This window comes from Microbacterium wangyouchuni (assembly GCF_054072595.1).
On the sequence record NZ_JBSVRM010000004.1, the window covers coordinates 212,755 to 236,955 of the forward strand.

The 24,201-nt window shown below is 64.7% G+C and carries 18 protein-coding genes; 6 read left to right on the forward strand and 12 right to left on the reverse strand.

Going from position 1 to position 24,201, the window contains the following annotated elements; all coding sequences use genetic code 11:
- Positions 1 to 18 precede the first annotated feature (18 nt).
- From dnaJ to lepA, 5 genes are all read right to left on the reverse strand, one after another.
- The gene (dnaJ, locus tag ACW5CM_RS08365; protein ID WP_438255766.1) at positions 19 to 1,131 is read right to left on the reverse strand and encodes a molecular chaperone DnaJ; all 1,113 of its coding nucleotides are present in this window, start codon (positions 1,129 to 1,131) and stop codon (positions 19 to 21) included.
- 32 nt (positions 1,132 to 1,163) lie between these two features.
- Positions 1,164 to 2,198, reverse strand: coding sequence for a heat-inducible transcriptional repressor HrcA (hrcA, locus tag ACW5CM_RS08370; protein ID WP_438255765.1), 1,035 nt, complete (start codon positions 2,196 to 2,198; stop codon positions 1,164 to 1,166).
- Positions 2,199 to 2,270: 72 nt separating this feature from the next.
- Positions 2,271 to 3,509 carry a radical SAM family heme chaperone HemW gene (hemW, locus tag ACW5CM_RS08375; RefSeq protein WP_457124744.1) on the reverse strand — a complete coding sequence of 413 codons (1,239 nt, stop codon included), beginning with the start codon at positions 3,507 to 3,509 and terminating at the stop codon, positions 2,271 to 2,273.
- Positions 3,509 to 4,162 carry a DUF1990 domain-containing protein gene (locus ACW5CM_RS08380; protein ID WP_438255763.1) on the reverse strand — a complete coding sequence of 218 codons (654 nt, stop codon included), beginning with the start codon at positions 4,160 to 4,162 and terminating at the stop codon, positions 3,509 to 3,511. Before ACW5CM_RS08380 ends, hemW begins: the two co-directional genes overlap by 1 nt.
- A 69-nt stretch (positions 4,163 to 4,231) precedes the next feature.
- Positions 4,232 to 6,082: a translation elongation factor 4 gene (gene lepA, locus ACW5CM_RS08385; protein WP_457124745.1), complete on the reverse strand. Its 1,851-nt coding sequence runs from the start codon at positions 6,080 to 6,082 to the stop codon at positions 4,232 to 4,234.
- A gap of 235 nt (positions 6,083 to 6,317) precedes the next feature.
- Here lepA and ACW5CM_RS08390 point away from each other — a divergent pair, with 235 nt between their 5' ends.
- From ACW5CM_RS08390 to ACW5CM_RS08410, 5 genes are all read left to right on the forward strand, one after another.
- Complete coding sequence (locus ACW5CM_RS08390) at positions 6,318 to 7,301, forward strand: ABC transporter permease (RefSeq protein ID WP_439254329.1); 984 nt, start codon at positions 6,318 to 6,320, stop codon at positions 7,299 to 7,301.
- A 2-nt stretch (positions 7,302 to 7,303) separates the two neighbouring features.
- A complete protein-coding gene (locus tag ACW5CM_RS08395) occupies positions 7,304 to 8,203 on the forward strand; it encodes an ABC transporter permease (protein ID WP_457124746.1) in 900 nt (299 codons plus the stop codon).
- Positions 8,200 to 10,128 carry an ABC transporter ATP-binding protein gene (locus tag ACW5CM_RS08400; RefSeq protein WP_439254326.1) on the forward strand — a complete coding sequence of 643 codons (1,929 nt, stop codon included), beginning with the start codon at positions 8,200 to 8,202 and terminating at the stop codon, positions 10,126 to 10,128. Before ACW5CM_RS08395 ends, ACW5CM_RS08400 begins: the two co-directional genes overlap by 4 nt.
- Before the next feature lie 131 nt (positions 10,129 to 10,259).
- A complete protein-coding gene (locus ACW5CM_RS08405; RefSeq protein ID WP_439254325.1) occupies positions 10,260 to 11,975 on the forward strand; it encodes an ABC transporter family substrate-binding protein in 1,716 nt (571 codons plus the stop codon).
- A 91-nt stretch (positions 11,976 to 12,066) separates the two neighbouring features.
- Complete coding sequence (locus tag ACW5CM_RS08410) at positions 12,067 to 12,801, forward strand: alpha/beta fold hydrolase (RefSeq protein ID WP_438255757.1); 735 nt, start codon at positions 12,067 to 12,069, stop codon at positions 12,799 to 12,801.
- Here the strand turns inward: ACW5CM_RS08410 and ACW5CM_RS08415 are convergent.
- Entirely contained in the window at positions 12,740 to 14,002 is a 1,263-nt protein-coding gene (locus ACW5CM_RS08415) for an MFS transporter (protein WP_457124747.1), read from the reverse strand. The genes ACW5CM_RS08410 and ACW5CM_RS08415 overlap by 62 nt on opposite strands.
- Complete coding sequence (locus ACW5CM_RS08420) at positions 13,999 to 15,351, reverse strand: GH1 family beta-glucosidase (RefSeq protein ID WP_457124748.1); 1,353 nt, start codon at positions 15,349 to 15,351, stop codon at positions 13,999 to 14,001. Before ACW5CM_RS08420 ends, ACW5CM_RS08415 begins: the two co-directional genes overlap by 4 nt.
- 196 nt (positions 15,352 to 15,547) lie before the next feature.
- Between ACW5CM_RS08420 and rpsT the strand changes: the two genes are divergently transcribed.
- The gene (gene rpsT, locus ACW5CM_RS08425) at positions 15,548 to 15,808 is read left to right on the forward strand and encodes a 30S ribosomal protein S20 (protein WP_438255754.1); all 261 of its coding nucleotides are present in this window, start codon (positions 15,548 to 15,550) and stop codon (positions 15,806 to 15,808) included.
- Positions 15,809 to 16,119: 311 nt separating this feature from the next.
- Here rpsT and holA read toward each other — a convergent pair whose 3' ends face one another.
- The 5 genes from holA to leuS form a co-directional block, all read right to left on the reverse strand.
- Entirely contained in the window at positions 16,120 to 17,157 is a 1,038-nt protein-coding gene (gene holA, locus ACW5CM_RS08430) for a DNA polymerase III subunit delta (RefSeq protein ID WP_438255753.1), read from the reverse strand.
- A 71-nt stretch (positions 17,158 to 17,228) separates the two neighbouring features.
- Complete coding sequence (locus tag ACW5CM_RS08435) at positions 17,229 to 18,446, reverse strand: M23 family metallopeptidase (protein WP_457124749.1); 1,218 nt, start codon at positions 18,444 to 18,446, stop codon at positions 17,229 to 17,231.
- Between the two features lie 135 nt (positions 18,447 to 18,581).
- Positions 18,582 to 20,918 carry a ComEC/Rec2 family competence protein gene (locus ACW5CM_RS08440; protein WP_457124750.1) on the reverse strand — a complete coding sequence of 779 codons (2,337 nt, stop codon included), beginning with the start codon at positions 20,916 to 20,918 and terminating at the stop codon, positions 18,582 to 18,584.
- Positions 20,915 to 21,520: a helix-hairpin-helix domain-containing protein gene (locus ACW5CM_RS08445; RefSeq protein WP_457124751.1), complete on the reverse strand. Its 606-nt coding sequence runs from the start codon at positions 21,518 to 21,520 to the stop codon at positions 20,915 to 20,917. The genes ACW5CM_RS08440 and ACW5CM_RS08445 overlap by 4 nt, the downstream gene beginning before the upstream one ends.
- Positions 21,521 to 21,612: 92 nt before the next feature.
- The gene (gene leuS / locus ACW5CM_RS08450) at positions 21,613 to 24,195 is read right to left on the reverse strand and encodes a leucine--tRNA ligase (RefSeq protein WP_438255749.1); all 2,583 of its coding nucleotides are present in this window, start codon (positions 24,193 to 24,195) and stop codon (positions 21,613 to 21,615) included.
- Positions 24,196 to 24,201: the final 6 nt, after the last annotated feature.

The window sequence follows — 24,201 nt, forward strand, 5'->3', positions numbered from 1 at the left end:
CGGTTCAGAAAATGCGAATCAGTGCCGGAACCGGTCCCGCAACTTCGAGAACAGTCCCTGCTGGAACTGCGCAAGCTGCGGCGACGGAGACTTCTGCTTCTTGGCGAAGTCCTCGATCATCGCACGCTGCGCCGAATCGAGCTTCGTCGGGGTCACAACCTGCACACCGACGCGAAGGTCGCCGCGCTGAGTTCCGCGCAGCGGCGTGATCCCCCGGCCCTTGATGGTCAAGATGTCGCCCGACTGCACACCGGGACGAATCTCGAGGTCGACCTGGCCGTCCAGGCCGTCGATCGATGTCTCGGTACCGAGAATCGCGTCCGCCATCGACACCTCGAGCGTCGCCAGCAGGTCGTCCCCGTCGCGGCTGAACGCCGCGTGCGGTGAGACAGTCACCTCGACGTACAGGTCTCCGTGCGGTCCGCCAGCCTTGCCGACCTCACCCGATCCCGGCAGCTGCAGACGCAGCCCGGTCTCGACTCCAGCCGGAATGTCCAGAGACACCGTGCGACGAGAGCGCACACGGCCCTGACCGGCGCAGGTTCCGCACGGGTGCGGGATCACTGTGCCGTATCCCTCGCAGCTGCCGCACGGCTGTGACGTTACGACGTTGCCGAGGAGGCTGCGCACCTGACGCTGCACGTGACCGGTGCCGCCGCAGATGTCGCAGGTGACCGGAGATGTGCCGGCCTGTGTGCACGAGCCGTTGCAGGTCTCGCACAGCACCGCGGTGTCTACCTCGATGTCGCGATGCGCACCGAACACGACGTCGCCGAGCTCGAGCGTGACGCGCACCAGCGCATCCTGCCCGCGTTCGCGGCGTGATCGTGGACGAGCGCCCCGACCACCGCCCTGACCGCCGAAGAACGTCTCGAAGATGTCTCCGAATCCGCCGAAGCCACCGAAGTCGCCGCCACCAGCGCCGTCTCCGCCGCCCATGTCGTAGCGGCGGCGCGAGTCGCCATCGCTGAGCACGTCGTAGGCGTGCGTGACGAGCTTGAACTTCTCGGCGGCATCGTCTCCCGGGTTCACATCCGGGTGCAGCTGCCGAGCGAGCTTGCGATATGCCTTCTTGATCTCGTCCGTCGTCGCATCCTGCGACACTCCGAGAACCTCATAGTGGTCCGCCACAATCACCTTCCTGCCTGTGAGAACGACCCGCCTCAGCGGCTCGCATCGTCTTCGTCGAGCAAACGCGACAGGTAGCGGGCGACGGCCCGTGCTGCGGCGAGATTGCTCGGATAGTCCATTCGTGTTGGCCCCATGACGCCAACACGTGCTGTGCCGCCGGGTGCCAGATAATTGCTCGCGACAATGGATGCCTCGGGCAAGCCGAAAGGTTCATTCTCGGCGCCGATGCTCGTCGCGAGACCGTGCTCGTCAGTCACCATCTCGCTCATGAGACGCAGGAGCGTCACCTGCTCTTCGATCGCTTCGAGGAGTGGATGGATGCTGCCGCGAAAATCTTGCTCGCGCCTGGCCAGGGTTGCCGCCCCCGCCATCACGAGGCGTTCCTGTCGGAACTCCGCAAGCTCTTCGCTGATGATTCCCGCCACTGTGCGCAGCGCGATATCGGTGCGGGAACCGGCGGTGGAATCGATCAGCCCCTGAACACGATCAGTAGCCTCACGCACCGATTGCGCAGTCAACAGTGCGGACAGTCGTGCACGCAGCACCGCGACATCGGCGTCCTCAAGATCAAGCGGTAGTCCAGCGATGCGCTGCGATACGCCACCCGCATCCGTCACCAGGATCACCAGAAGCCGATTCGGGGCAAGGGAGACGAGCTCGATGTGGGTGAGATGGGCGCGCGCAAAGGACGGATACTGCGCCAGCGCCACCTGACCGGTCACCTGGGTGAGCACGCGAACAGTGCGCGCCATCAGATCATCAAGGTCTGCAGGGTCGGCCAGGAACGTCTCAATGGCGCTGCGCTGCGCGTTCGACAGCGGGCGCAGCTGCGCCAGGTGGTCCACAAAGACCCGGTAGCCCTTGTCCGTGGGCACCCGCCCTGACGAGGTGTGCGGAGCGACGATGAGATCCTCATCTTCAAGCTGCGCCATGTCGTTGCGAATCGTCGCAGCGGAGACCCCGAAGGAATGGCGTTCGACGATCGACTTGCTACCTACTGGCTCGTGCGTGGCCACATAGTCCTGCACGATCGCTTGGAGGACCTGAAGTCCACGTTCAGAGACCATCTGCCGACCCTCCCCTCTGGCACTCAAACACTTAGAGTGCCAATTCTAACCCGCCGTGCCGATGCCGCAGCGCTAATCCGTGAGCTCGCGAACCACGGCATCCGCCAGAAGCCGACCGCGCAAAGTCAGTCGAATCCGGCCCTTGAGGGCTGCCGCAGCATCCACCAGACCGTCGGCGATGAGTCCGGCCACCCGTGGGCGGTTCTGCTCGGGGATAGCTGCGACCGCGATGCCCTCGGCGAGCCGGCTCTCAAGAAGAACCCGCTCCAGCAACCGCGCCCGGGCATCGGGGCGCTCGGTTCCGGCGGCCGGCGATTCGGATGCCGCGAGCCGCTGGGCGTACGCCGCCGGATGCTTGACGTTCCACCAGCGCAGGCCAGCGACGTGGCTGTGCGCACCGGGGCCAAAGCCCCACCAGTCACTCCCCCGCCAGTAGGCGAGGTTGTGGCGCGACCGATTGCCTGCGGCGGACTCTGCTCCGTGTGATGCGCGCGCCCAGTTGCTCAGCTCGTACCATTCGAAGCCGGCCGCCGCGAGGCGCGAGTCTGCGAGCTCGTACATGTCCGCCTGCAGGTCGTCATCGGGCGCGGGCACTTCACCTCGGCGGATCTGGCGCGCCAGCTTCGTGCCGTTCTCGATGATGAGCGCATATGCCGAGATGTGATCGGGTTCCAGCGCGACGGCAGCCTCCAGCGAAGCTTCCCAGTCGGCGAGCGACTCCCCCGGTGCCCCGTAGATCAAATCCACGCTGACGGCGAGACCGGCATCCTGCGCCGCTTCTACCGCGGTGCGGACGTTCTCCGGCTGATGCGTGCGATCCAGCGCGGCCAGCACGTGCGGCACGGCAGACTGCATGCCCACCGAGAGCCGGGTCACGCCAGCATCCACCAGCGTGCGCACGACTGCGAGAGTGACCGTGTCGGGGTTGGCTTCGACGGTGATCTCGGCGCCTTCGGTGAGCCCGAACGCATCCACAGCACCGTCCAGCATCCGTGCGAGATCGCCGGCTGGGAGCAGAGTGGGCGTACCGCCGCCGAAGAACACTGTGTTCATCGGGCGCAGTGCACCGGCATCCGCCAGCACCCGCTGGGCCAGCGCAATCTCGAGGCCGAGCGTGTCGGCATACTCGTCCTGCCTCGCGCCGCGCAGTTCACTCGAGGTGTACGTGTTGAAGTCGCAGTAACCGCAGCGCACCCGACAGAACGGCACGTGCAGATACGCCGAGAACGGCGCGCCGGCATCGATCGGCAGGTCCTCGGGAAGTCGGCCGTCTGACGGCGCCGGATCTCCGAGCGGCAGGGGTCCGGCCATCAGAGCGGCGTCGCGTACAGCGGAGAGATCGCACGCAGGTATCGGGCGAAGAGCTCTTTGCGACGGCGCTTCACCAGACCCGGCACGAATCGATACAACCAGGAAGTCGGCGCGTCGAAAGCGCGCACCGTGAACCACACCTCATCGTTGTCTTCGCGCCATTCGACCTCGAACAGCTCCTCACCACTGACGACCGAGCCGCTGACGGTGCCGAGCACGAAACCGATCCGCCGTGCGTCTTCGGTGACCGAGATCACTCGAAGCTCAGCATCCGCACGCATCCCAGAGACGCGTCCGCGAACGCGCAGCGTCATGCCAGCGCCGGCATACGGGGTGCCTTCGGCATCGAAACGCTGCTCGATCTCGCGTTTGCTGGGCACGACCGGATTTCCGTCGGCATCGAAGCTCACACCGGCATAGGTGGGACCGGCCGCCGGACGTACGTCCTCGAGCACGAGTCCCGCCGCCCGCTGTGCGGTCCAGGAAAGAAGTGCGTCGCCGGCGGTGCGGAAGCGTTCTTCGCCGCTGCCCAGCCGCCACGCAGCTTCTGCCGGGATACTGCGCTCCGGCGGATACTGCATCAGGTCAGGGGCATGGGTGGCCCCGACGGCTGCATAGTCAACCGTCTCGTCTCGGAAATTCCCGCGCCGCATGAGTTCCAGACTAGTTGGGCGTAGCTGAGTGATCGCCCCCACTCGCCGTGGGAGCGCACACCACTACTTCTACTTCTTCTCTTTACCTTCGACGTCTCCGGAGAGCGCAGCGATGAACGCCTCCTGCGGGACCTCGACACGACCGACCATCTTCATACGCTTCTTGCCTTCCTTCTGCTTCTCCAGAAGTTTGCGCTTACGGCTGATGTCACCGCCGTAGCACTTGGCGAGCACGTCTTTGCGCAGGGCACGGATCGTCTCTCGGGCAATGATTCGTGCGCCGATGGCCGCCTGAATCGGAACCTCGAAGTTCTGGCGAGGGATGAGTTTGCGCAGACGGTCGGTCATCAGCGTGCCGTAGGCGTACGCCTTATCCCGGTGCACGATCGCGCTGAACGCGTCGACCTTGTCCCCCTGAAGCAGGACATCGACCTTCACCAGATCTGCCGTCTGCTGCCCGGCAGGTTCGTAATCGAGGCTGGCGTAGCCCTGCGTCTTCGACTTCAGATGGTCGAAGAAATCGAACACGATCTCCCCAAGCGGCATCATGTAGCGCAGCTCGACGCGCTCCTCCGAGAAGTACTCCATCCCCAGCAGCGATCCCCGTCGCGACTGGCACAGCTCCATCACCGTTCCGACGTAGTCCTTCGGAAGCAGGATGGCCGTCTTCACCATCGGTTCGGCGACCGAGGCGACACGCCCGTCCGGGTACTCACTCGGGTTGGTGACCGTCACCGTTTCGCCGGTATCGGTCGTGACCTCGTAGATCACGCTCGGAGCCGTGGTGATGAGATCGAGATCGAACTCGCGCGAAAGCCGCTCGGTGATGATCTCGAGGTGCAGCAGCCCGAGGAATCCGCACCGGAAGCCGAAGCCGAGGGCCACCGACGTCTCGGGTTCGTACTGCAGCGATGCGTCGGAGAGCTTCAGCTTGTCCAGCGCCTCGCGCAGATCCTCATAGTCACTGCCATCGATCGGGTACACGCCGGAGAAGACCATGGGCTTCGGGTCGGTGTAGCCGGCAAGTGCTTGGGTGGCACCATCGCGAACGGTGGTGACCGTGTCGCCGACCTTCGACTGGCGCACGTCCTTCACACCGGTGATCAGGTAGCCCACCTCGCCGACGCCGAGGCCCTGCGACGGAATCGGTTCGGGGCTGGAGACACCGATCTCGAGCAGCTCATGATGGGCGTGCGTCGACATCATCTGAATGCGCTCACGCGGGGACAATGTCCCGTCGATCATGCGCACATAGGTGACCACGCCGCGGTAGGAGTCGTACACCGAGTCGAAAATCATCGCGCGCGCCGGGGCGTCCGCATCACCCTGCGGAGCCGGAATCTCCTGAACGAGACGCTCCAACAGCTCCTCGACACCGACGCCGGTCTTACCCGAAACGCGGAGCACGTCCTCCGGACGCCCGCCGATCAGGTCGGCGAGCTCCTTGGCGAACTTATCCGGATCAGCGGCAGGCAGATCGATCTTGTTCAGCACAGGGATGATGTGGAGGTCATTCTCCAGCGCCAGGTACAGGTTCGCGAGCGTCTGGGCTTCAATGCCCTGAGCAGCGTCAACGAGCAGGATCGCGCCCTCGCACGCGGCAAGAGAGCGCGAGACCTCGTAGGTGAAGTCGACGTGCCCCGGGGTGTCGATCATGTTCAGAGCGAAGGTTTCACCGTCGACCGACCACGGCATCCGCACGGCCTGGCTCTTGATCGTGATGCCACGCTCGCGCTCGATGTCCATGCGGTCGAGATACTGAGCGCGCATGTCTCGGTCGGAGACCGCCCCCGTGATCTGCAGCATGCGGTCAGCGAGGGTCGACTTGCCGTGATCGATGTGAGCGATGATGCAGAAGTTTCGGATCTGCGAAGGCGGCGTCGCGGCAGGCGAGAGCGGAGTGAGAGCGCGTGGTGACATGTCCAGATGATTGTACGGTGACCACCTCACAATCATCGATTCGCGCCAAGCGATGATAGTCTCACGAGGTTGCCCTGCACGATCTCGGCGGAACCGGGTGTCATGCACAACCCGACTCCGTCCCAGGCGTTAGGACTGAGATCGGTCGCACAAACGAGTTGAAGATGTTTGACTACTTCGACTCAGCGCACCGTCGGCAGATCCCGAGCGCGCCTGCAAAGAGAAAGACAAAACCTTGATCAAGTATCTCCTGCGCCGTACTTTCGGCTGGCTGTTGATGATCGTGATCGCGACCAACATGACGTTCTTCCTGGCTTGGGGTTTCCTCAACCCACGGAACAACTTCGTCGGTCGACGCCCACCGCTCAGTGAAGAGCAGATCGTCAACCTCCTGGAACCACGAAACCTCAGCGATTCCGTACCCATCTGGGAACGGTGGTGGAACTGGTTCAGTGGAATCCTGTTCCGCTGGGACTGGGGCGTGAGCCCCACCGGCGGTTCGGTCAATGAGCAGGTCGCCTATCGCATGTGGGTCAGTGCTGAACTGGTGCTCGGTGCAACCGTGATCATGACTGTGCTCGGCATCGCTCTTGGTGTCTACACCGCTTCGCGCCAGTACAAGCTCGCCGACCGCATCGGCCAGGCGACCTCGATCATCACGATGAACATCAACATCATCGTCGCAGCCCTCGGCATCGTACTGCTGGCGATCGCGCTGAACGACCTCGTCGGCGTCCGCATCTTCTACGTGACCGGAGCGTCCAGCAAGGGGGTCGAGGGCTTCTTCCCGGTGCTCTTAGACAAGCTCCAGCACGTCACACTGCCCACGATCGCTTTGGTCATCACCGGGTACGCAGGTACGCACTTCCTGCAGCGCTCCCTGCTGCTGGACAACATCAACGCCGATTACGTCCGCACCGCCCGTGCCAAGGGACTGACCAAGCCGCAGGCTATCCGCAAGCACGCCCTGCGCACCTCGCTCATCCCGGTCGCAACGCAGGTCGCGTTCAGCATCCCCGGTGTGTTCACCGGCGCTATCCTCACCGAGCAGATCTTCGCTTGGAACGGTATGGGTGAGTACTTCATTGAGACGATCACGAAGAGTGACATCAACGGCGTGGTGGCCATCGCCGCCTTCGCCGGACTTTTGACCGCACTCGGAGCGATCCTCTCCGACATCGTGGTCGTCGTCCTTGACCCGCGAGTGAGGGTGAACTGATCATGGCAAACACCGCAACCGATACTGCCGTCGTCACGACGAGGCCGATGTCGAAGTGGACGCTGTACACGCGGCGGTTCATGCGCAACAAGCCGGCAGTCGCCGGCATCGTCATCTTCATCCTGCTCGTGCTGTTCGCGATCATCGGACCGCTGATCGCGAAGTTCGATCACGTCGAACTCGACTTCCTCGCGCTGAGCGAAGGCCCATCCGCGGAGCACTGGTTCGGCACGACCGCGTCCGGTAACGACACCTTCGCCCAGGTCGCCGTCGGACTGCAGCGTTCGCTGATGATCGCCGTGAGTGTTTCGCTGGGAACCACTATCCTGTCGGCCATCATCGGCACCGCTGCCGCGTACTTCGGCGGTCGCACCGAGAAGATCACGCTGACTGTCATCCACTTCATGATGGTGATCCCGAGCTTCCTGATCCTCTCGCTGCTGTCGAACCGTTCCGGCGGCGACTGGCGAATCATCGCCCTGATCATGATCTTCGTGGTCGGCTGGTACTTCCCCGCGCGCGTCGTGTGGACAACAGCACTGTCACTGCGCGAACGCGAGTATGTGCATGCTGCTCGATACATGGGAGTGGGCGGCATGACCATCGTCATGCGGCACCTGCTGCCGAATATCGGTTCGCTCCTCGTCATCAACTTCACGCTCGGCATCGTCGGTGCGGTGATGGCTGAGACTGGCTTGTCCTTCATCGGCTTCGGCGTGAAGATCCCGGATGTCTCGCTCGGCTCCCTCATCGGATCCGGAGCGAGCACGATCACCAGCGCGCCCTGGCTGTTCTATTTCCCAGCCGCTGCGCTGACCATGCTCACCGTCTCGATGTCCCTGGTCGCCGACGGACTGCGCGACGCCCTCGATCCCACCTCGGCAGCCGGAGGACAAGCATGAGCGCCATCATCTCAGTACGTGATCTGAACGTCAGCTTCGCCTCGGAGGCAGGTCGCGTCGACGCCGTGCGTGGTGTTTCCTTCGACCTCGAAGCGGGCAAGACTCTCGGCATCGTCGGCGAGTCCGGCTCGGGCAAGTCGGTCACCTCTCTCGCTATCATGGGCCTGCTCGATGAGAACGCCCGTGTCTCCGGCTCGATCATCTACGACGGTGAGGAACTGCTCGGCAAGAACGACAAGCAGATGTCGGTCCTCCGCGGCAACGGCCTCGCGATGATCTTCCAGGACCCGCTGACCTCGCTTACTCCCGTGTTCACGATCGGTGATCAGCTGATCGAAGCGCTCACAGTGCACCGCGGTCTGTCCAAGAAGCAGGCGTGGGACCGCTCGATCGAGCTGCTCAACCTGGTCGGCATTCCGCAGCCGGAGAAGCGTATGAAGGGCTTCCCGCACGAGTTCTCCGGCGGAATGCGTCAGCGCGTCGTGATCGCGATCGCGATGGCCAACAACCCGAAGCTGATCATCGCGGATGAGCCGACCACGGCACTCGATGTGACCATCCAGGCGCAGATCCTCGACCTCATCGAGAAGGCGCAGGACGAGACCGGCGCCGCCACGATCATGATCACCCACGACATGGGTGTTGTTGCGCGTATGGCCGATGACGTCATGGTTATGTACGCGGGTCGCCCCATCGAGCATGCCCCCGTGAGTGAGCTCTTCCACCACACCCGGATGCCGTATTCGATCGGGCTTCTCGGCGCCATCCCGCGCGTCGACAAGTCCGAGAAGGAACCGCTCGTTCCCATCAAGGGCAACCCTCCCCTGCTGATCAACCTCCCCGACGCGTGCCCGTTCGCGAACCGCTGCCCGATCGTGATGGACGCCTGCCTCACACGCGAGCCCGACCTCGTCGCGGTGCAGACCGGAACCGGTGCCTCGCATCAGGCTGCCTGCATCCGCGCTCATGAGATCGAGGACGGCGGCCTCATCGGAGGTCTTCCCGTCTACCCGGTGCCGGAGATCCCGGAGAGTGACCTGACCCGCACTCCGCGCGAGCAGCGCCCCATCACGCTGGAAGTGCGCAACCTGAACAAGTCGTTCCCGCTCATGAAGGGCGCTTTCTTCAAGCGCAAGGTCGGCGAGGTGCATGCCGTCAAGAACGTCACATTCGACGTGCGCGAGGGCGAGACAATGGCCATCGTCGGCGAATCCGGATCCGGCAAGACGACGACGCTGCTGCAGATCATGGATCTCGTCAAGCAGAACGACGGCGACATCATCATCAACGGCACCAGCGTCAACGACATCACCAGTCGTTCCATCGAGCGCCAAGTGCGTCGCGACATCCAGATCGTCTTCCAAGACCCGATGGGTGCGCTCGATCCGCGTATGACGGTCTCCGATGTGATCGCCGAGCCGCTGCGTGCCATCGGTACTCCCAAGGCCGAGGTGCACCGCCGCGTTCAGGAGCTCATGGACCTGGTGGGGCTCAACCCTGCTCACATCGACCGATTCCCGGGTGCCTTCTCCGGCGGTCAGCGCCAGCGCATCGGCATCGCCCGGGCGATGTCGACCAATCCGAAGATCATCGTGCTCGACGAGCCGGTCTCGGCGCTCGATGTATCGATCCAGGCCGGCGTCATCAACCTGCTCGATGAGCTGAAGGTGAAGCTCGGGCTGTCATACCTGTTCGTGGCTCACGATCTCTCCGTGATTCGTCACATCGCCGACCGGGTCGCCGTCATGTACCTCGGTGATTTCGTCGAGCACGGCGACGTTGAGACGATCTTCGAGAACCCGCAGCATCCGTACACCAAGGCGCTGCTATCGGCGATTCCCGTGCCGAATCCCGACATCGAGCGCACTCGTGAACGTCTCATCTTCAACCCGGAAACGATGCAGGCTGAGCCTGTTACGCGCTGAGACTGTTACCGGCAGGTAACAGTCGGTCACTGTCCGATAACAGTTAAGCGCGATTCACTGTGCGCGGGGGAATTCGGGCGGTGTGCGAACTATTCTCGCCTTATGACACGCCGAAAGGCGAAAGGAGCACCATGAAGCAGTACAAGCTGATGGGGGCGCTCGCATTCAGCGGAGCCCTCGCACTTGCCCTCTCGGGCTGTGCAGCCGACACCGGAAACAACAAGGGTGACGGCGGCGACAAAGACGCAGCCCCCGTTGAGACCAAGTCCGCGGATTACAACCCGCAGGACCGCGAGAACCTTGCCAAGGGCGGCGAAGCGCGGTTCCCGATCAACGAGATCCCCGAGCAGATGAACGCCTTCCACGGCGATGGTTCTGCGGACACTGCCCGCGTTGCCGCGTGGTACATGCCGCAGGTCATGCTGCAGGAGGCCGACGGCACCCCGTACAAGAACGATGCCTACCTCGACGAGTGGAGCATCGACGAGGTCGACGGCAACACCCAGATCACCTTCACCTTCACGGATGAAGCGCACTGGAACGACGGCACCGACATGGACTGGACTGCCATCGACGCCACGTGGAAGGCCAACCGTTCCATCGACGAGGGCTTCGTCCCGAACGCCACTGATGGCTACAAGGCCATCAAGTCGGTCGAGCAGGGCGACAGCGCGAAGACCGCGATCGTCACCTTCGACGGCATCTTCGCCTGGCCGGAGATGCCCTTCCTGACGGGTGTCCTGCACCCCGCACTGGCAGACCCGACCACCTTCAACGAGGCTCTGATCGGCGAGCCGCACCCCGAGTGGGGCGCCGGCCCGTACAAGATCGAGGAGTTCGACAAGAACTCGCAGTACATCTCGTTCGTTCCGAACGAGCTGTGGTGGGGCAACGAGCCGCTCCTCGACCGCGTTTCCTTCCAGGCGATGGAAGCCTCCGCCTCGATCAACGCCTTCAAGGCTGATGAGATCGACATGGTCGGCGTGGGCACCAAGGACCGCATGGAGCAGGTCAAGGACATGGAAGACATCACGATCTACCGTTCCACGCAGACCGCGAACACTCTGCTCGAGATCGACGCTGACAAGCCGCAGTTCGAAGACGTCAAGGTCCGTGAGGCGTTCTTCAAGGCTGTCAACATCGACCAGCAGAAGGAGATCGCCTGGAACGGTCTGGACTACGAGGAGGAGCCGGCCGGCTCGTTCACGCTGTTCCCGTTCCAGCCTGGCTACTCCAACGCTCTTGCCGAGGCCGGCTGGGAGTACAACCCCGACGCCGCCAAGGAGCTTCTTGACGAAGCTGGCTGGACCGAGGGCGAAGACGGCATCCGCGAGAAGGATGGCGAAAAGCTCTCCGTCGTGTACCCGATCTTCGGCGATGACCCGACGACCGAAGCACTCGCCAAGGCACTTCAGGCGCAGCAGAAGGCTGTCGGCATCGACGTCCAGATCGAGGTTCGCCCCTCGACCGATTTCTCCAACGACTACGTGTCGAAGAACTGGGACATCGCGTCGCTGCGCTTCACCTCCTCTGACCCGTTCGGTGCTGCCTGGTTCTGCCAGCTGTACTGCATGGACATGGGCCTGAACCTCTCGGGCGTCCAGACGCCTGAGATGGACGAGCGCATCCACGAAGAGGTCGAGTCGCTTCCGACCGCCGACGAGCAGACGGCTGCGGCCATGAAGCTCGAGGCAGAGATCTTCCAGGAGTGGGGCCTGATCCCGCTCTACAACGGTCCGTCGATCTCGGCTGTCAAGACCGGTCTTGCTAACCTCACCCCTGAGCCCTACGTGGGCCTGGATGGCTTCGGCGTCCAGCCCGTAGAGAACGTGGGCTGGGAGAAGTAATCCCCTAGCCGTTCCCTGAGATTCTCGAAGGGGCGGCCGCGAAGCGGGGTCGGTGGTTTTCCACCGGCCCCGCTTTCTTTATGCTGGAGGCGTGAGCATCCAGGTTGTCCTCGTGCATGGCATCCGCACGTCGCAAACGATGTGGCGTTCGCAGCTCGCGCATCTCGCTGAACGCGATATCGAGGCCACAGCGGTCGAGCTGCCCGGGCACGGTACGCGCATGGCCGAGACATTCACCCTCACCGGTGCACTGTCCGCGATCGATGAGGCTGTGCAGGATTCGGCCGGCCGCGGGCCGGTGCTGCTCGTGGGGCATTCGATGGGTGGCCTGCTCTCGATTGCGTACGCCGGAGACGCATCTGCGCCGCCGGTCGCCGGATTCATCGGGGCGTCCTGCACCGCTTTCCCCCGCGGGGTCGGGCTGACAACCTATCGCACCCTCGCACGGACGTTCAATGCGCTCCCCGATCAGGGCATGTGGCTGACGAACCGGGTTCTTCAGGCGACGCTCCCCCGCGATACGCGCGCCGACTTCGCTGCCGGCGGCTATGCCTTCGATGCGCAGGACATCGCTCTGGCGAGTCTCGGCGCGCTCGATCTGGCCGCCGACCTGCATCGGCTGCGCATGCCACTGTGGTGGATCAACGGGCAGTTCGATCAGCTGCGCATGCAGGAGCGCCTCTTCCAGGGCCTCACACCGCATTCCGAGCTGATCGTCGTCCCGCGCACATCCCATCTCGTAACCGCGATGCGGCCGCGGGTGTTCAATGCCCTGTTGGATCTGGCAATAGCGACGCTGCAGAAAGACGAACGGCCACAGTCATAAGGGCGCCCACCGCTGACAGGATTCCGGCGATCAGGAACAGTAGCCAGAAACCGCCGACGACCGCGACCAGTCCTGCGCCCAGCAGCGGCCCCAACAGCTGTCCGAGGCTCGCCGAGACATTCACCACACCGAGATCGCGGGCATGGTGTTCGACGCGCGGAAGCAGATCCGTGGCCAGCGCGAGACTTACCGCCATATAGGCGCCGTACCCCACACCCATCACACCGGCCGCTATCGCGGTTCCGATGAACGTCGGAGAGATCAGGATCATGACGGCTGAGAGCGCTTGAATGAGCGCCGCGATGAGTACGATCGATTTGCGCTTGCCGGTTCGGTCGGAGATGGATCCGGCAACGAGGGATGCTGCGACCACGAAGATGGTGTAGATCACGATGAGCACCAACAGATCAGCCTCTGCGCTCTCGGCCGGAGAACCGACTCCATAGAGCAGGAAGAACAACAGCAACGCCGTTCCGAGCGCGTTACCGAGGTTGACTGTGAACCGGCTCACCAGCACCCACACGAAATTCCTGTCCTGCAGTGCACCGAGCCGATCACGCACACTCTCGGTGCTGTCTCGCTTCCGGTGAGCGACAACGGGGTCAGGCAGCAAAATCGCCGTCCCCACCCCGACGATCAGGATGATGGCGGCCAGCAGAAGGTAGCTGGCACCGATGCTCAGTCCCAGCAGCACCACGGCGCCGACACCGACCACGATTCCGACCGCTTGGGCGGAGCTCACGAGGGCGGATGCTGTGCCCCGCTGCACGAAAACCTGATCGGCGATCATGGCGGTCAGGGCCGCAGACAACACAGCGACCCCGATCGAGACTCCCACCCAGGCTGCGCCAACAGCGAGTGGCTCGGTTGCCGCCCCCGTCAGCAGCAGTGAAACCGCGGCGAGTGTGGAGCCCCCGATCGCCCAGGGCCGGCGTCTTCCCCACCGGGATGCTGTGCGGTCGGACAGCATCCCGGCCAGCGGTCCGGCGAAAACCCCCGCCATTCCGCCGACCGAGAGGATCAGCCCCGACCAGATGACGCCGGTGATCCAATCGCTCTCGGCGCCCGGGGTGTCCAATTGCAGCGGGAGCAGCAATTGCACCGGTGTGAGCTGTACGGTCCAGACTGCCAACCACGCGACGGCGAACAGACTCAGCCAGGTTGCACCGACTCTTCCCTCACGGGGCAGCAGCGACTTCATCGCCGGCTCTCCGCGATCAGCGTCCGGTACCAGTCATAAGAGCGTTTCGGGGTGCGTTTCGAGGTTTCGTGGTCGACATGCACGAGCCCGAAGCGCTGCGTGAATCCGTCGGCCCATTCGAAGTTGTCGAGCAGGCTCCACACCGTGTACTCCTCAATGCGCACGCCCTGGGTGATCGCATCAGCCACCGCGCCGATGTGACCGGCCAGGTAGGCGACCCGATCGCTGTCTCTGATCGGGGCATCCACCACATCCGGTTCTGGAAATGAGGCGCCGTTCTCACCGATGATGATCGGCGGCAGGCGGTCGCCGTAGCGTCGAGCGGCCTCGGTCAGGAACGCGGTCAGAGCAGCTGGGTCGATGGGCCAGAGCTCACCGAAACCGGTGTGCGCGACTCCCGGCGTGGGCCCCTGCACGAACGGCACGGGTGCATCGGCCGGCGCTGCGGCGATCGTGGTCGGATTGTAGAAATTCACGCCGTAGAAATCGGATGCCGTGGCGATGATGTCCATGTCGCCGTTCTGTATCGGAAGATCGACGCCCAACGGCCGCAGATCTGGATAGTTTCCGGTCAGTACGGGGTCGGCGAAGAGGCGGTTGTGGATGAGGTCGTACAGGTGCGCGGCGGTCTGATCTGCCTCGGAGTCGGTGGCCGGACGCACCCAGGTGTGATTGTTGACGATGCCGACGGCATCCGCTCCGTGCTCACGAAGCACGCCGGTTGCGAGACCGTGCGCGAGCAACTGGTGATGGACAGTCGGCAGCGCGTCGAACAGCAGCTGCCGACCTGGAGCCAGCTCACCGATCGCGTAGCCCTGCAGGGCGGTCGAGATCGGCTCGTTGATCGTGTACCAGTGCTTCACTCGATCACCGAGCGCGGCAGCGACGATCTCGGTGTACTCCGCGAAACGCTCGGCTGTGTCGCGGACGAGCCAGCCGCCGTCCGCCTCGAGCGTGGCGGGCAAGTCCCAGTGATACAGCGTCGGAAACGGCGTGACACCGGCCTCGAGTAAACCGTCGACGAGTCGGTCGTAGTAGGCGATGCCCCGAGGCTCGGGCCTGCCGCGGCCGTCCGGCTGCACGCGAACCCACGAGATCGAGAAGCGATACCGGTCCACGCCGAGCCCCTGCAGCAGCGCGATGTCTTCCGCGAAGTGTTCATAGCTGGCAGGTCCGGGTTCTGCGGTCGTGGCATCCACAACCTGTCCCGGAGTATCGACGAAGTCATCCCAGATCGACCGCCCACGGCCGTCGCCATGACGCGCACCCTCGATCTGGAAGGCTGCCGTCGCTGCGGACCAGCGCAGGCCCGCGGGCGGGGTTGACGGTCGGCCGAATGCATCCACCATGAAGAGCCCCTTTGCTCGGTTAGCGCCAGCATGCCGTATCCAGCGACACCGTGCGAGCGGCGCGCGATGAACTCAGCCGAGACCTGATAGAGTTGGTTCTTGGCTTGCGTGTGGGTTTATCCCTCACGAACGTCGAACAGCAGCCCTCTTCTGCTCTCGACATATCCCATCCATCACTGAACGGAAGTTTCCACGCGTGGCAAACATCAAGTCGCAGATCAAGCGCAACAAGACCAACGAGAAGGCTCAGGCTCGCAACAAGACTGTCAAGTCGGAGCTCAAGACTGTCGTCCGCAACGCCCGCGAGGCCATTGCCAAGGGCGACAAGACCGCTGCTGAAGCAACGCTCAAGCTCGCGTCGAAGAAGCTCGACAAGGCCGTCAGCAAGGGCGTCGTGCACGAGAACCAGGCTGCTAACCGCAAGTCCTCGCTCGCGAAGCAGGTTGCAGCTCTCTGAGCTGATTCAAGCCGAGCTGAAGCTTTTCGAGAAGCCCGTCCCGTTCGCGGGGCGGGCTTCTTGCGTTCTATCCCCGCGTGCTCGTCCGGACGTTCCATCCCCGCGTGCACGCCCGGATGTTACCTCCCCGCGTGCGCGTCCGGACGTTCCATCTCCGCGTGCGCGTCCGGATGTTACCTCCCCGCGTGCGCGTCCGGATGCAGGGCGATCGTACGGATGCAGGGCGAAACGCCGATGGATGCCCCTGCATCCGTGCATCGGCACTGCAAGTGTGCAGCGCGGAAGAGTTCCGGGGCGACCGGGTGGGGCGACTACTCGCCGAACGGGGCTCTCGTCGCAATGACGGTGACCATGCGTTCCAGCGCGAAGATCGGGTCGCGGGCAGCACCCTTGACCTCGGCATCCGCCCTCGCCGTCGCCTGGATGGCGAGGCCAAGAGACCGCTCATTCCATCCGCTGAGGTCGCGGCGGGCTCGATCCACCTGCCAGTCCTTCATTCCCAGCCGCTGTGCGAGGCTGCGGCTCGGCTCGCGCTGACCGGCCACGCGGGCCATCGTGCGCAGCTTCATGGCGAAGGCGGCAACCATCGGCACCGGATCGGCACCGGAATCCAGCGCGTGGCGCAGAGCGACCAGTGCCTCGCCGTACCGGCCCGCGATCGCCGTGTCGGCGACGACGAACGCCGATACCTCGACCCGCCCGCCGTAGTACTTGGTGACCGTGTCTTCGCTGATGTCTCCCTCGACATCGCGAATCAGCTGCTGACATGCAGAAGCAAGTTCTGTGAGGTCATCAGCGAACGCTGAGACCAGGGCGCGCAGAGCCTGCGGGGCAATGCGGCGCCGGGCCGCGGTGAATTCCCCGGCGGCGAAATCAACCCGATCGCTGTCTCGTTTGATCGTCGGGCAGGCGATCTCGATGCCGCCGCCCGTGCCAGAACGCAGGGCGTCAAGAAGCTTCTTCCCGCGGACACTCGCACCGGTGTGCCGTAGCAGCACCGTCGCGCCCTCCTGCGGGTTACTGAGGTACGACACCGCCTCCTGCAGAAAAGCATCCGAGCACTTCTCCACGCCGGCCACCCGGACCAGTCGCGGCTCGCCAAACAGCGACGGCGAGGTGAGCGCCAGCAGCGTGCCCGGGGCGTAGTCGTCCGCGCGAACGTCGCTGACTTCCAATGCCGGATCTTCGACGCGCAGGTAGTCACGGATGCCGGCGATGGCGCGCTCAGCGCACACCTCTTCCGGCCCCGAAACCAGCACGATCGGCGCTGGTCGCGGTTCGCGCCAAGACACCTGCGGGACTTTCGTTGCCTTCGCGCCACCACGAGCTGAGGAACGAGGAGCGGCCATGTTCCGAGCCTACCCGGGGTTGGGGACATCCTCGGTGCTGTCCGGGCAGGGTGCAGCAGTGCTTTCGCGGATTACTCGGGCGCGGCAGACGTCGATGGCTCGGGCGTGCTGGGCGGCTCCGATGGCTCCTGCGTCGGAGCCGGCGGCGCCGGAGGATCCGGTGCGGCCGGAGGGGCTGTGGGCTCCGGTTCAGATGGAGGTTGCGTGGGCTCCGGTGCTGCCGGAGGATCCGTGGGTTCCGGCGTGGACGGCGGGTCCGTGGGCGTGGGATCCGGATCCGGTGTCGGAGTGCCTGGCGGGTCCGTCGGTGTCGGTGTCGGCGTGCCTGGCGGGTCCGTCGGTGTCGGATCCGGAGTCGGTGTCGGCGTGCCTGGCGGGTCCTTCGGCTTCGGCGTCGGTGTCGGCGTCGGAGTGCCCGTCGGTGTCGGTGTCGGCGTGGACGTCGGCTTCGCCGGCTGCTCAGGCTTCGGAGGCTCCGGAACCTGCGCTGGCGTGCCACCCGTGATCGGAGTCCACGGTGCAACCACGACGGGATCCCCTGCGCCATCGAGGTAGCGGCGTGGATCGACGGCCGTACCGTTGACCCGCACTTCGAAGTGCAGGTGATCACCGAAGCTGTGGCCGGTGTTCCCCACGAGGCCAATCGGATCCCCGGCTTCTACCCAGTCGCCTTCTTTGACGGCGCGGCTGCCGTGGGTCAAGTGCCCGTAGAGCGTCTGCACGCCGTTGATGTGTTGGATGATGACGGCGACACCGTAGCCGTAATGCGACTCGCTGGAGAGCACGACGATTCCGGGCGACGCAGCCGTGATCGGTGTTCCGCCCGCGGCGGCGAGGTCCATGCCTTGGTGCCGCCCGCCTCGCGCGCCGAAGTGGTCCGAGATCCTGGCGTTCGCGACCGGCCAGATGAACTCGCCGATGGACGACATCGCAGCAGCATCCGGGAACCGTGAGAGGTCGACATTCATACCAGATTCGATGGCCGACCGGATGAGAGCTTCCCGGGCCGCTCGACTCTTCTCGGCGAGCTCTTCCATCGTCGTCGCCGAGTAGACGCTTGCCGAGCGAACTGACGCCTCGGCGATGGCGCTCTCAGCAAACCGTTTCGCCACCTCGGAGAATCCCGCGGTGTGCGACTCCGGAGCCTCGATGTGGTCTGACACATCGTGTTCTGTGCTCGAGGCAGCAGCCTGCGGAGGGTTCTCGTTGCGTGAGCCGAGGTGCGTACCCGCTCCGATTGCCGCGACAGCCAGCGCGGCCGTAGCCATGCACGCGTAAGAGACGCGCATCCACCGTTTCACACGGGTGCGCGTAGCGCTCGCGTCTCGATCTGGTTCACCGGCTTGCATTCTTCCCCCGCATCCATCCTGAGCGCTTCGGACGGATGATACAAGCCCTCCAGCATCCCCAGGCCACAGCGCCTGCTAGGAACCCTTCTCCCGCTCCGTCCACACCAACAGTTCTCCGTCCCGGAGTCCGATCAGGATGCGGCCCTGAAGGTCCGTGCGTACAACGAGAGCGCCAGCAGCCTCAGCAAGGTCAAGAGCCTCATCACGCGGATGCCCGTAGTCGTTGTCCACCCCGGCGCTGAAGATCGCCACAGCAGCCCCCAGACGCTCGTACAGGCCGGGATCCTGGTCAGCACTGCCATGGTGCGCAACCTTCACCACGGCGTAGGGGCCAGTCAGCTGCGGGCTGAGCATGCGTTGCGGCAACGCCGAGATGTCGCCGAGGAAGATCGATCGCGGCACGTCTCCCCCGTCGAATTCGATCACAACGCTGGCGTCGTTGCCTGCCGGGAACGCTGCCGAGTCCTTCCGTGGCCACAGCACCTTCCACGATGCTGATCCGAGCGTGCCGTGCAACCCGGTGGATGCGGAGACCAGCCGCGCCCCACCACCAACGAGGCGTGCGAGCAGTTCGCGCTGGTCCGCCGATTCACTGGGTCCGTGCAGAACAGTGTCGACACGCCCCTCGATCACTGACACCGCCCCGACGTGGTCCGCGTCGAAGTGCGTCAAGACCAGCAGGTTGATCCGGTCGACCGCCAGCGCATTGAGACACGTTGAGAGCAGGTCAGGGTCCATGCCGGTGTCGATGAGTGCAATCTGCCCGGCAGATCGTATGACGAGCGCATCGCCCTGACCAATATCGCATGCGGCGATCGACCACCGCTCCGGAACCGCCGTTGCCGCCAGCGGCCCGGTCAGCAGCATCCGAGATCCCAGCAGCGCCGCCATGATCACGAGCACCGCGATGGATGCTCCGCGCACCCAGCGGATCGCCGCAAACCCGCCCGTGCACAGCAGCACCCCCAACGCACCGCTGAGAATCGTCACGAGCAGCGCAGACCCGATTCCCGGGACGATGAGCACGGTTCCGCCCGGTACATTCGCCGAAACCGTCGCGGTGGTCGAGATCCACGCGGCCGGCAACCAGGCGAACGCCGCGAACAGATCGGCCAGCGGCGGAATGGGAGCGGCCAGACAGGCCAGCAGGCCGATGACAGTAGCGATTGGTGCCATGGGCCCAGCGAGCAGATTCGCAGGGATGCCGACGATCGACTGCTGCTCGGCGAACAGCGCGATGATCGGGCCGCAGGCGAGTTGGGCTGCCAACGGGATGCCGATGGCCAGGGCCAGGGGCGCCGGCATCCACCGGGCAAGCCCCCGCGACACGGGCGGCGCGAGCACGATGAGTGCGGCGGTCGCCGCGGCAGACAGCGCGAACCCGGGCGTCGCCGCCAGCCACGGGTCAGCGATGAGAATCGCCACAGCCGCGAGGCAGAGCACGCCCACCCCGGCGCTCGGACGCCCGCACAGCAGCGTGAGCATCGCCAGCCCCGCCATCACGCCCGCGCGAATGACGCTGGGTTCGGGCGTTACGAGAACCACGAACGCGGCAAGGGCGATCAGAGCCAGAACCACCCGCAGTGTGCGGCCGCCGCCGCAGAGCGACACCAGCCAGAAGACCGCACCCACCACGATTGCACAGTTGGCGCCCGACACAGCGGTCAAGTGGCTGAGGCCCGATGTCAGCATGGCTGCGTTCAGCTCTTCGGACACTGCCCGGGTATCGCCCACCGCCAACCCGGGCAGCAATCCCGCCCCGGGTTCGGGCAGTGCGACGGCCCGCTCAACGAGGTCTTCTCGTACCTGCGCCGCGACGTCGAACACACCGCTCGCTGGCTGGATGATCTCCGCCCGCGTGCCGAAGATGACCAGCGCCGCGCGTTCGCCAGGATCGGTCGTTTTCGCCTGCCCACCGATTCGAACGAGCGCCCCCAGATCGAGTCCGGATACCGGATCGACTCCGACGCGCATCGGCACCGCCAGCGGATCGGGATCACCGGGAACACCTGCGCGCGAGGTTTGCACGTCGAACCACAGCCGCTGATCGGTTCCGATCGACGACGATGATGAGATCACAGCGACGACCTCGATGAAACGACCGTCGAGTTCTTCGGCTTCGGCTCGTTGCGGTGCAGCGAAACCGGCCGTCATCGCCACGGCAGCCATGGCCAGCGCCACGACTGCCATCAGTCCCCCGCTTGCGACCATCGACGTCAGACGCGACGCCGAACGTACGCCGCGCACGGACTGCCGCGCGAGCACGCCCAGCACGGCAGCGCCCACCACGACGCCGGCCGCGACGCACCAGCCCGCGGCATCCGGCACGACGACGCAGACGAGCGCCGCAGCCCATACGCCCAGCGCGAGCGGCACGAGGCGAAGATCGCGCACACGCGTGCTGCCGTTCACACCCGCACCAGATCTTGCAGCCCGGCCAGAAGCTTCTCCCCGATGCCGGAGACCGCCAGCAGATCTTCCACGGCCTGGAAGCGGCCGTTCTTCTCGCGCCACTCGATGATTCGCTGCGCCAGCGCCGGTCCGATCCGAGGCAGCGCCTCCAAGGCCGCCTGATCGGCGCTGTTGAGATTCACCAACCCATCGCTGTGCTGTGCTGCCCCGCCGGTGTCGACAGGTTCCCCGATGACCGGCACGAGCAGCTGCTCACCGTCGCTGAGCGGCCGTGCCAGGTTCACCGCCTGCAGGTCGGCATCATCCAGCGTCCCGCCCGCTGCGGACAGGGCATCCACGACGCGGGCGTCGACATCGAGCAGGTACAGCCCAGGATTTTCGACCTGGCCGAGCACATGCACATATATCTCGCCGCCGACCGCGCTCTCCTCGCCGCCTGCGACTTCCGTCTGCACCGTCTGCACCGGCTGCGTCTGCCCGCGCATGATGCCGAGGCCGACCGCAGCCGACAGCACGACCAGCCCGAGCACGACGGCCGCGCCGATACTCAACTTCAGGCGAGATGCCCTGGGGCGAGCGGTCGCCGATTCAGTCGCTGACACTCCGCCACGTTAGGCAGACCGTCATCCAGGCGGCGGCGCCGATCACGGCATCCGTGGAGAAGTCATGCCTCGGCGCGGGTGTGCAGAAAGACTCAGCCCTTGACGGCGAAGCTCACGATCTTCGGTGCACGGACGATCACTTTCACGATCTCCCGGTCGCCGATAGCGCGGATGACACGTTCATCAGCTCGCGCCAGCGCCTCAAGCTCTGCCTCGCTGATCTTCGCCGAGACTTCGAGCTGCGCACGAACCTTTCCGCCGACCTGCACGACAGCGGTGATCGTCTCGTCCACCATCAACGCCGGATCTGCTTGACGCCAGGTCACCAGGCCCACAGACGGCTCGTGCCCGAGCGCTTCCCACATCTCCTCCGCAGTGTGCGGCGCAATGAGATCGAGCATCACCGCGATGGTCTCCACCGCTTCGCGAACCGCGGGGTCCGCGGCCCCGGCGCCGGAGTCGATCGTCTTGCGGGTGAGGTTCACCAACTCCATGAGGCGTGCGACGAGCACGTTGAATTTCGTCTGTTCGACGAGCCCGGGTGCCTCAGCCAGCAGGTGGTGGGTGCCACGGCGCAGCGCCGCATCGCCGTCTTTGAACAGCACGTCGACGGGGCTCGCCACATCATTGCTCAGTCGCAGCGCACGGGCGAGGAACTTCTGCGCACCGGTCGTGGAGACATCGGCCCAGTCCTTGTCGTCCTCCACGGGTCCGGCGAACGCAAGGCCGACACGCAGAGCGTCGGCACCATGCTTGTCGAGCTCTTCCTGGAACAGCACCAGGTTGCCCTTGCTCTTGGACATCTTCGCGCCATCGAGGATGACCATGCCCTGGTTGATCAAGCTGCTGAACGGCTCAGTGAAGTCGATCAGCCCCATGTCGAACAGCACCTTGGTGATGAAGCGTGCGTACAGCAGGTGCAGAATCGCGTGCTCGACACCGCCGATGTACGAGTCGACCGGCGCCCAGCGGTCCGCCTCGCTCGTCTCGAACGCCACCTTGTCGTTGTTCGGCGAGAGGAACCGCAAGAAGTACCACGAGCTGTCCACGAAGGTGTCCATGGTGTCGGCATCGCGCAGCACGGGGTCACCGCTGACGGGGTCGACGGTCTGCACCCAGGATTCTGCAGCGCCCAGGGGGGACGTCCCCTTGGGCGTGAGGTCGAGTCCGGCGACGCTGGGCAGCTTCACCGGCAGCTGATCTTCTGGCACCGGCGTGACGTGGCCGTCTTCGTGATGAAGCATCGGGATCGGTGTGCCCCAGAAGCGTTGCCTGGAGATCAGCCAGTCGCGCAGACGGTAGTTCTTGGCCGCACGACCATTGCCGTTGGCTTCGAGCTGCTCGATGGCGCGTGCGACGGCGTTGCGCTTGGACAGTCCGTTCAGCTCGCCCGAGTTGATCATGCGTCCCTCGCCCGTGAGCGCGACACCCGTGACCGATGGATGCTGGGCGTCGAGACTCGCAGCGCCCGTGTCAATCGGAACGCCATCCTCGTCTACCTCGATCACCGGCATCGCACCGGTGATCGGAGCCGTCGTGTCGACAACGACCTTGACTGGCAGATCGAATGCGCGAGCGAAGTCGAGGTCGCGCTGATCGTGTGCGGGAACAGCCATCACGGCGCCGTGACCGTAGTCCGCCAGCACGTAGTCCGCAGCCCAGACCGGCAGCTTCTCACCGTTGACCGGGTTGATCGCATAACGCTCGAGGAAGACACCCGTCTTCGGCCGATCCGTGGCCTGACGATCGATATCGGTGGTCTTCTGCACCTTCGCGAGGTACTCCTGGAAAGCCGTCTTCACATCCGGCGACGCATCGGCGACCAGCTCTGCAGCCAGCTCGGCATCCGGTGCCACCACGAAGAACGTTGCACCGTGCAGGGTGTCCGGACGCGTCGAGAACACCGTCACCGGCTCCTCGCGGCCCTCGATGACGAAGTCGACATCGGCACCGATCGAGCGCCCGATCCAGTTGCGCTGCATCTGCAGCACCTTGTGCGGCCAGCGACCCTCGAGCTGGTTCAGATCATCCAGCAGGCGGTCTGCGTAGTCGGTGATCTTGAAGTACCACTGCGTGAGCTTCTTCTTGATGACCTCGGTGCCGCAGCGCTCGCAGCGACCATCGACGACCTGCTCGTTCGCCAGCACAGTCTGGTCGTTCGGGCACCAGTTGACCGGGCTCTTCTTGCGGTAGGCGAGCCCCCGCTCGTGCAGCTTCAGGAACAGCCACTGGTTCCAGTGGTAGTACTCCGGGTCGGAGGTGTGCAGCTCGCGCGACCAGTCGAACGATACGCCGTAGGCCTTGAAGCCCACCTTCTGCTGATCGATGTTCTGGTACGTCCACTCGCGCGGGTCGGCCCCGCGGCGGATAGCGGCGTTCTCCGCGGGAAGCCCGAAGGAGTCCCACCCGATCGGGTTCAGAACGTTGTGTCCGCGGTGCCGCCAGAAGCGCGCGACGATGTCGGAGTACAGGTAGTTCTCGGCGTGCCCCATGTGCAGGTCACCGGAGGGATACGGGAACATCGCCAGCACGAACTTGCGCGGCCTGGTGTCTTCTTCACCGCCCGCGAGGAACGTGTCGTTATCCGCCCAGTACTTCTGCCACTTGGCTTGGACAGCGTGCACCGACAGCGACTCGTCGGCGGCCTCGGTGGAGGGGGACAGATTTTCAGACAACGAACG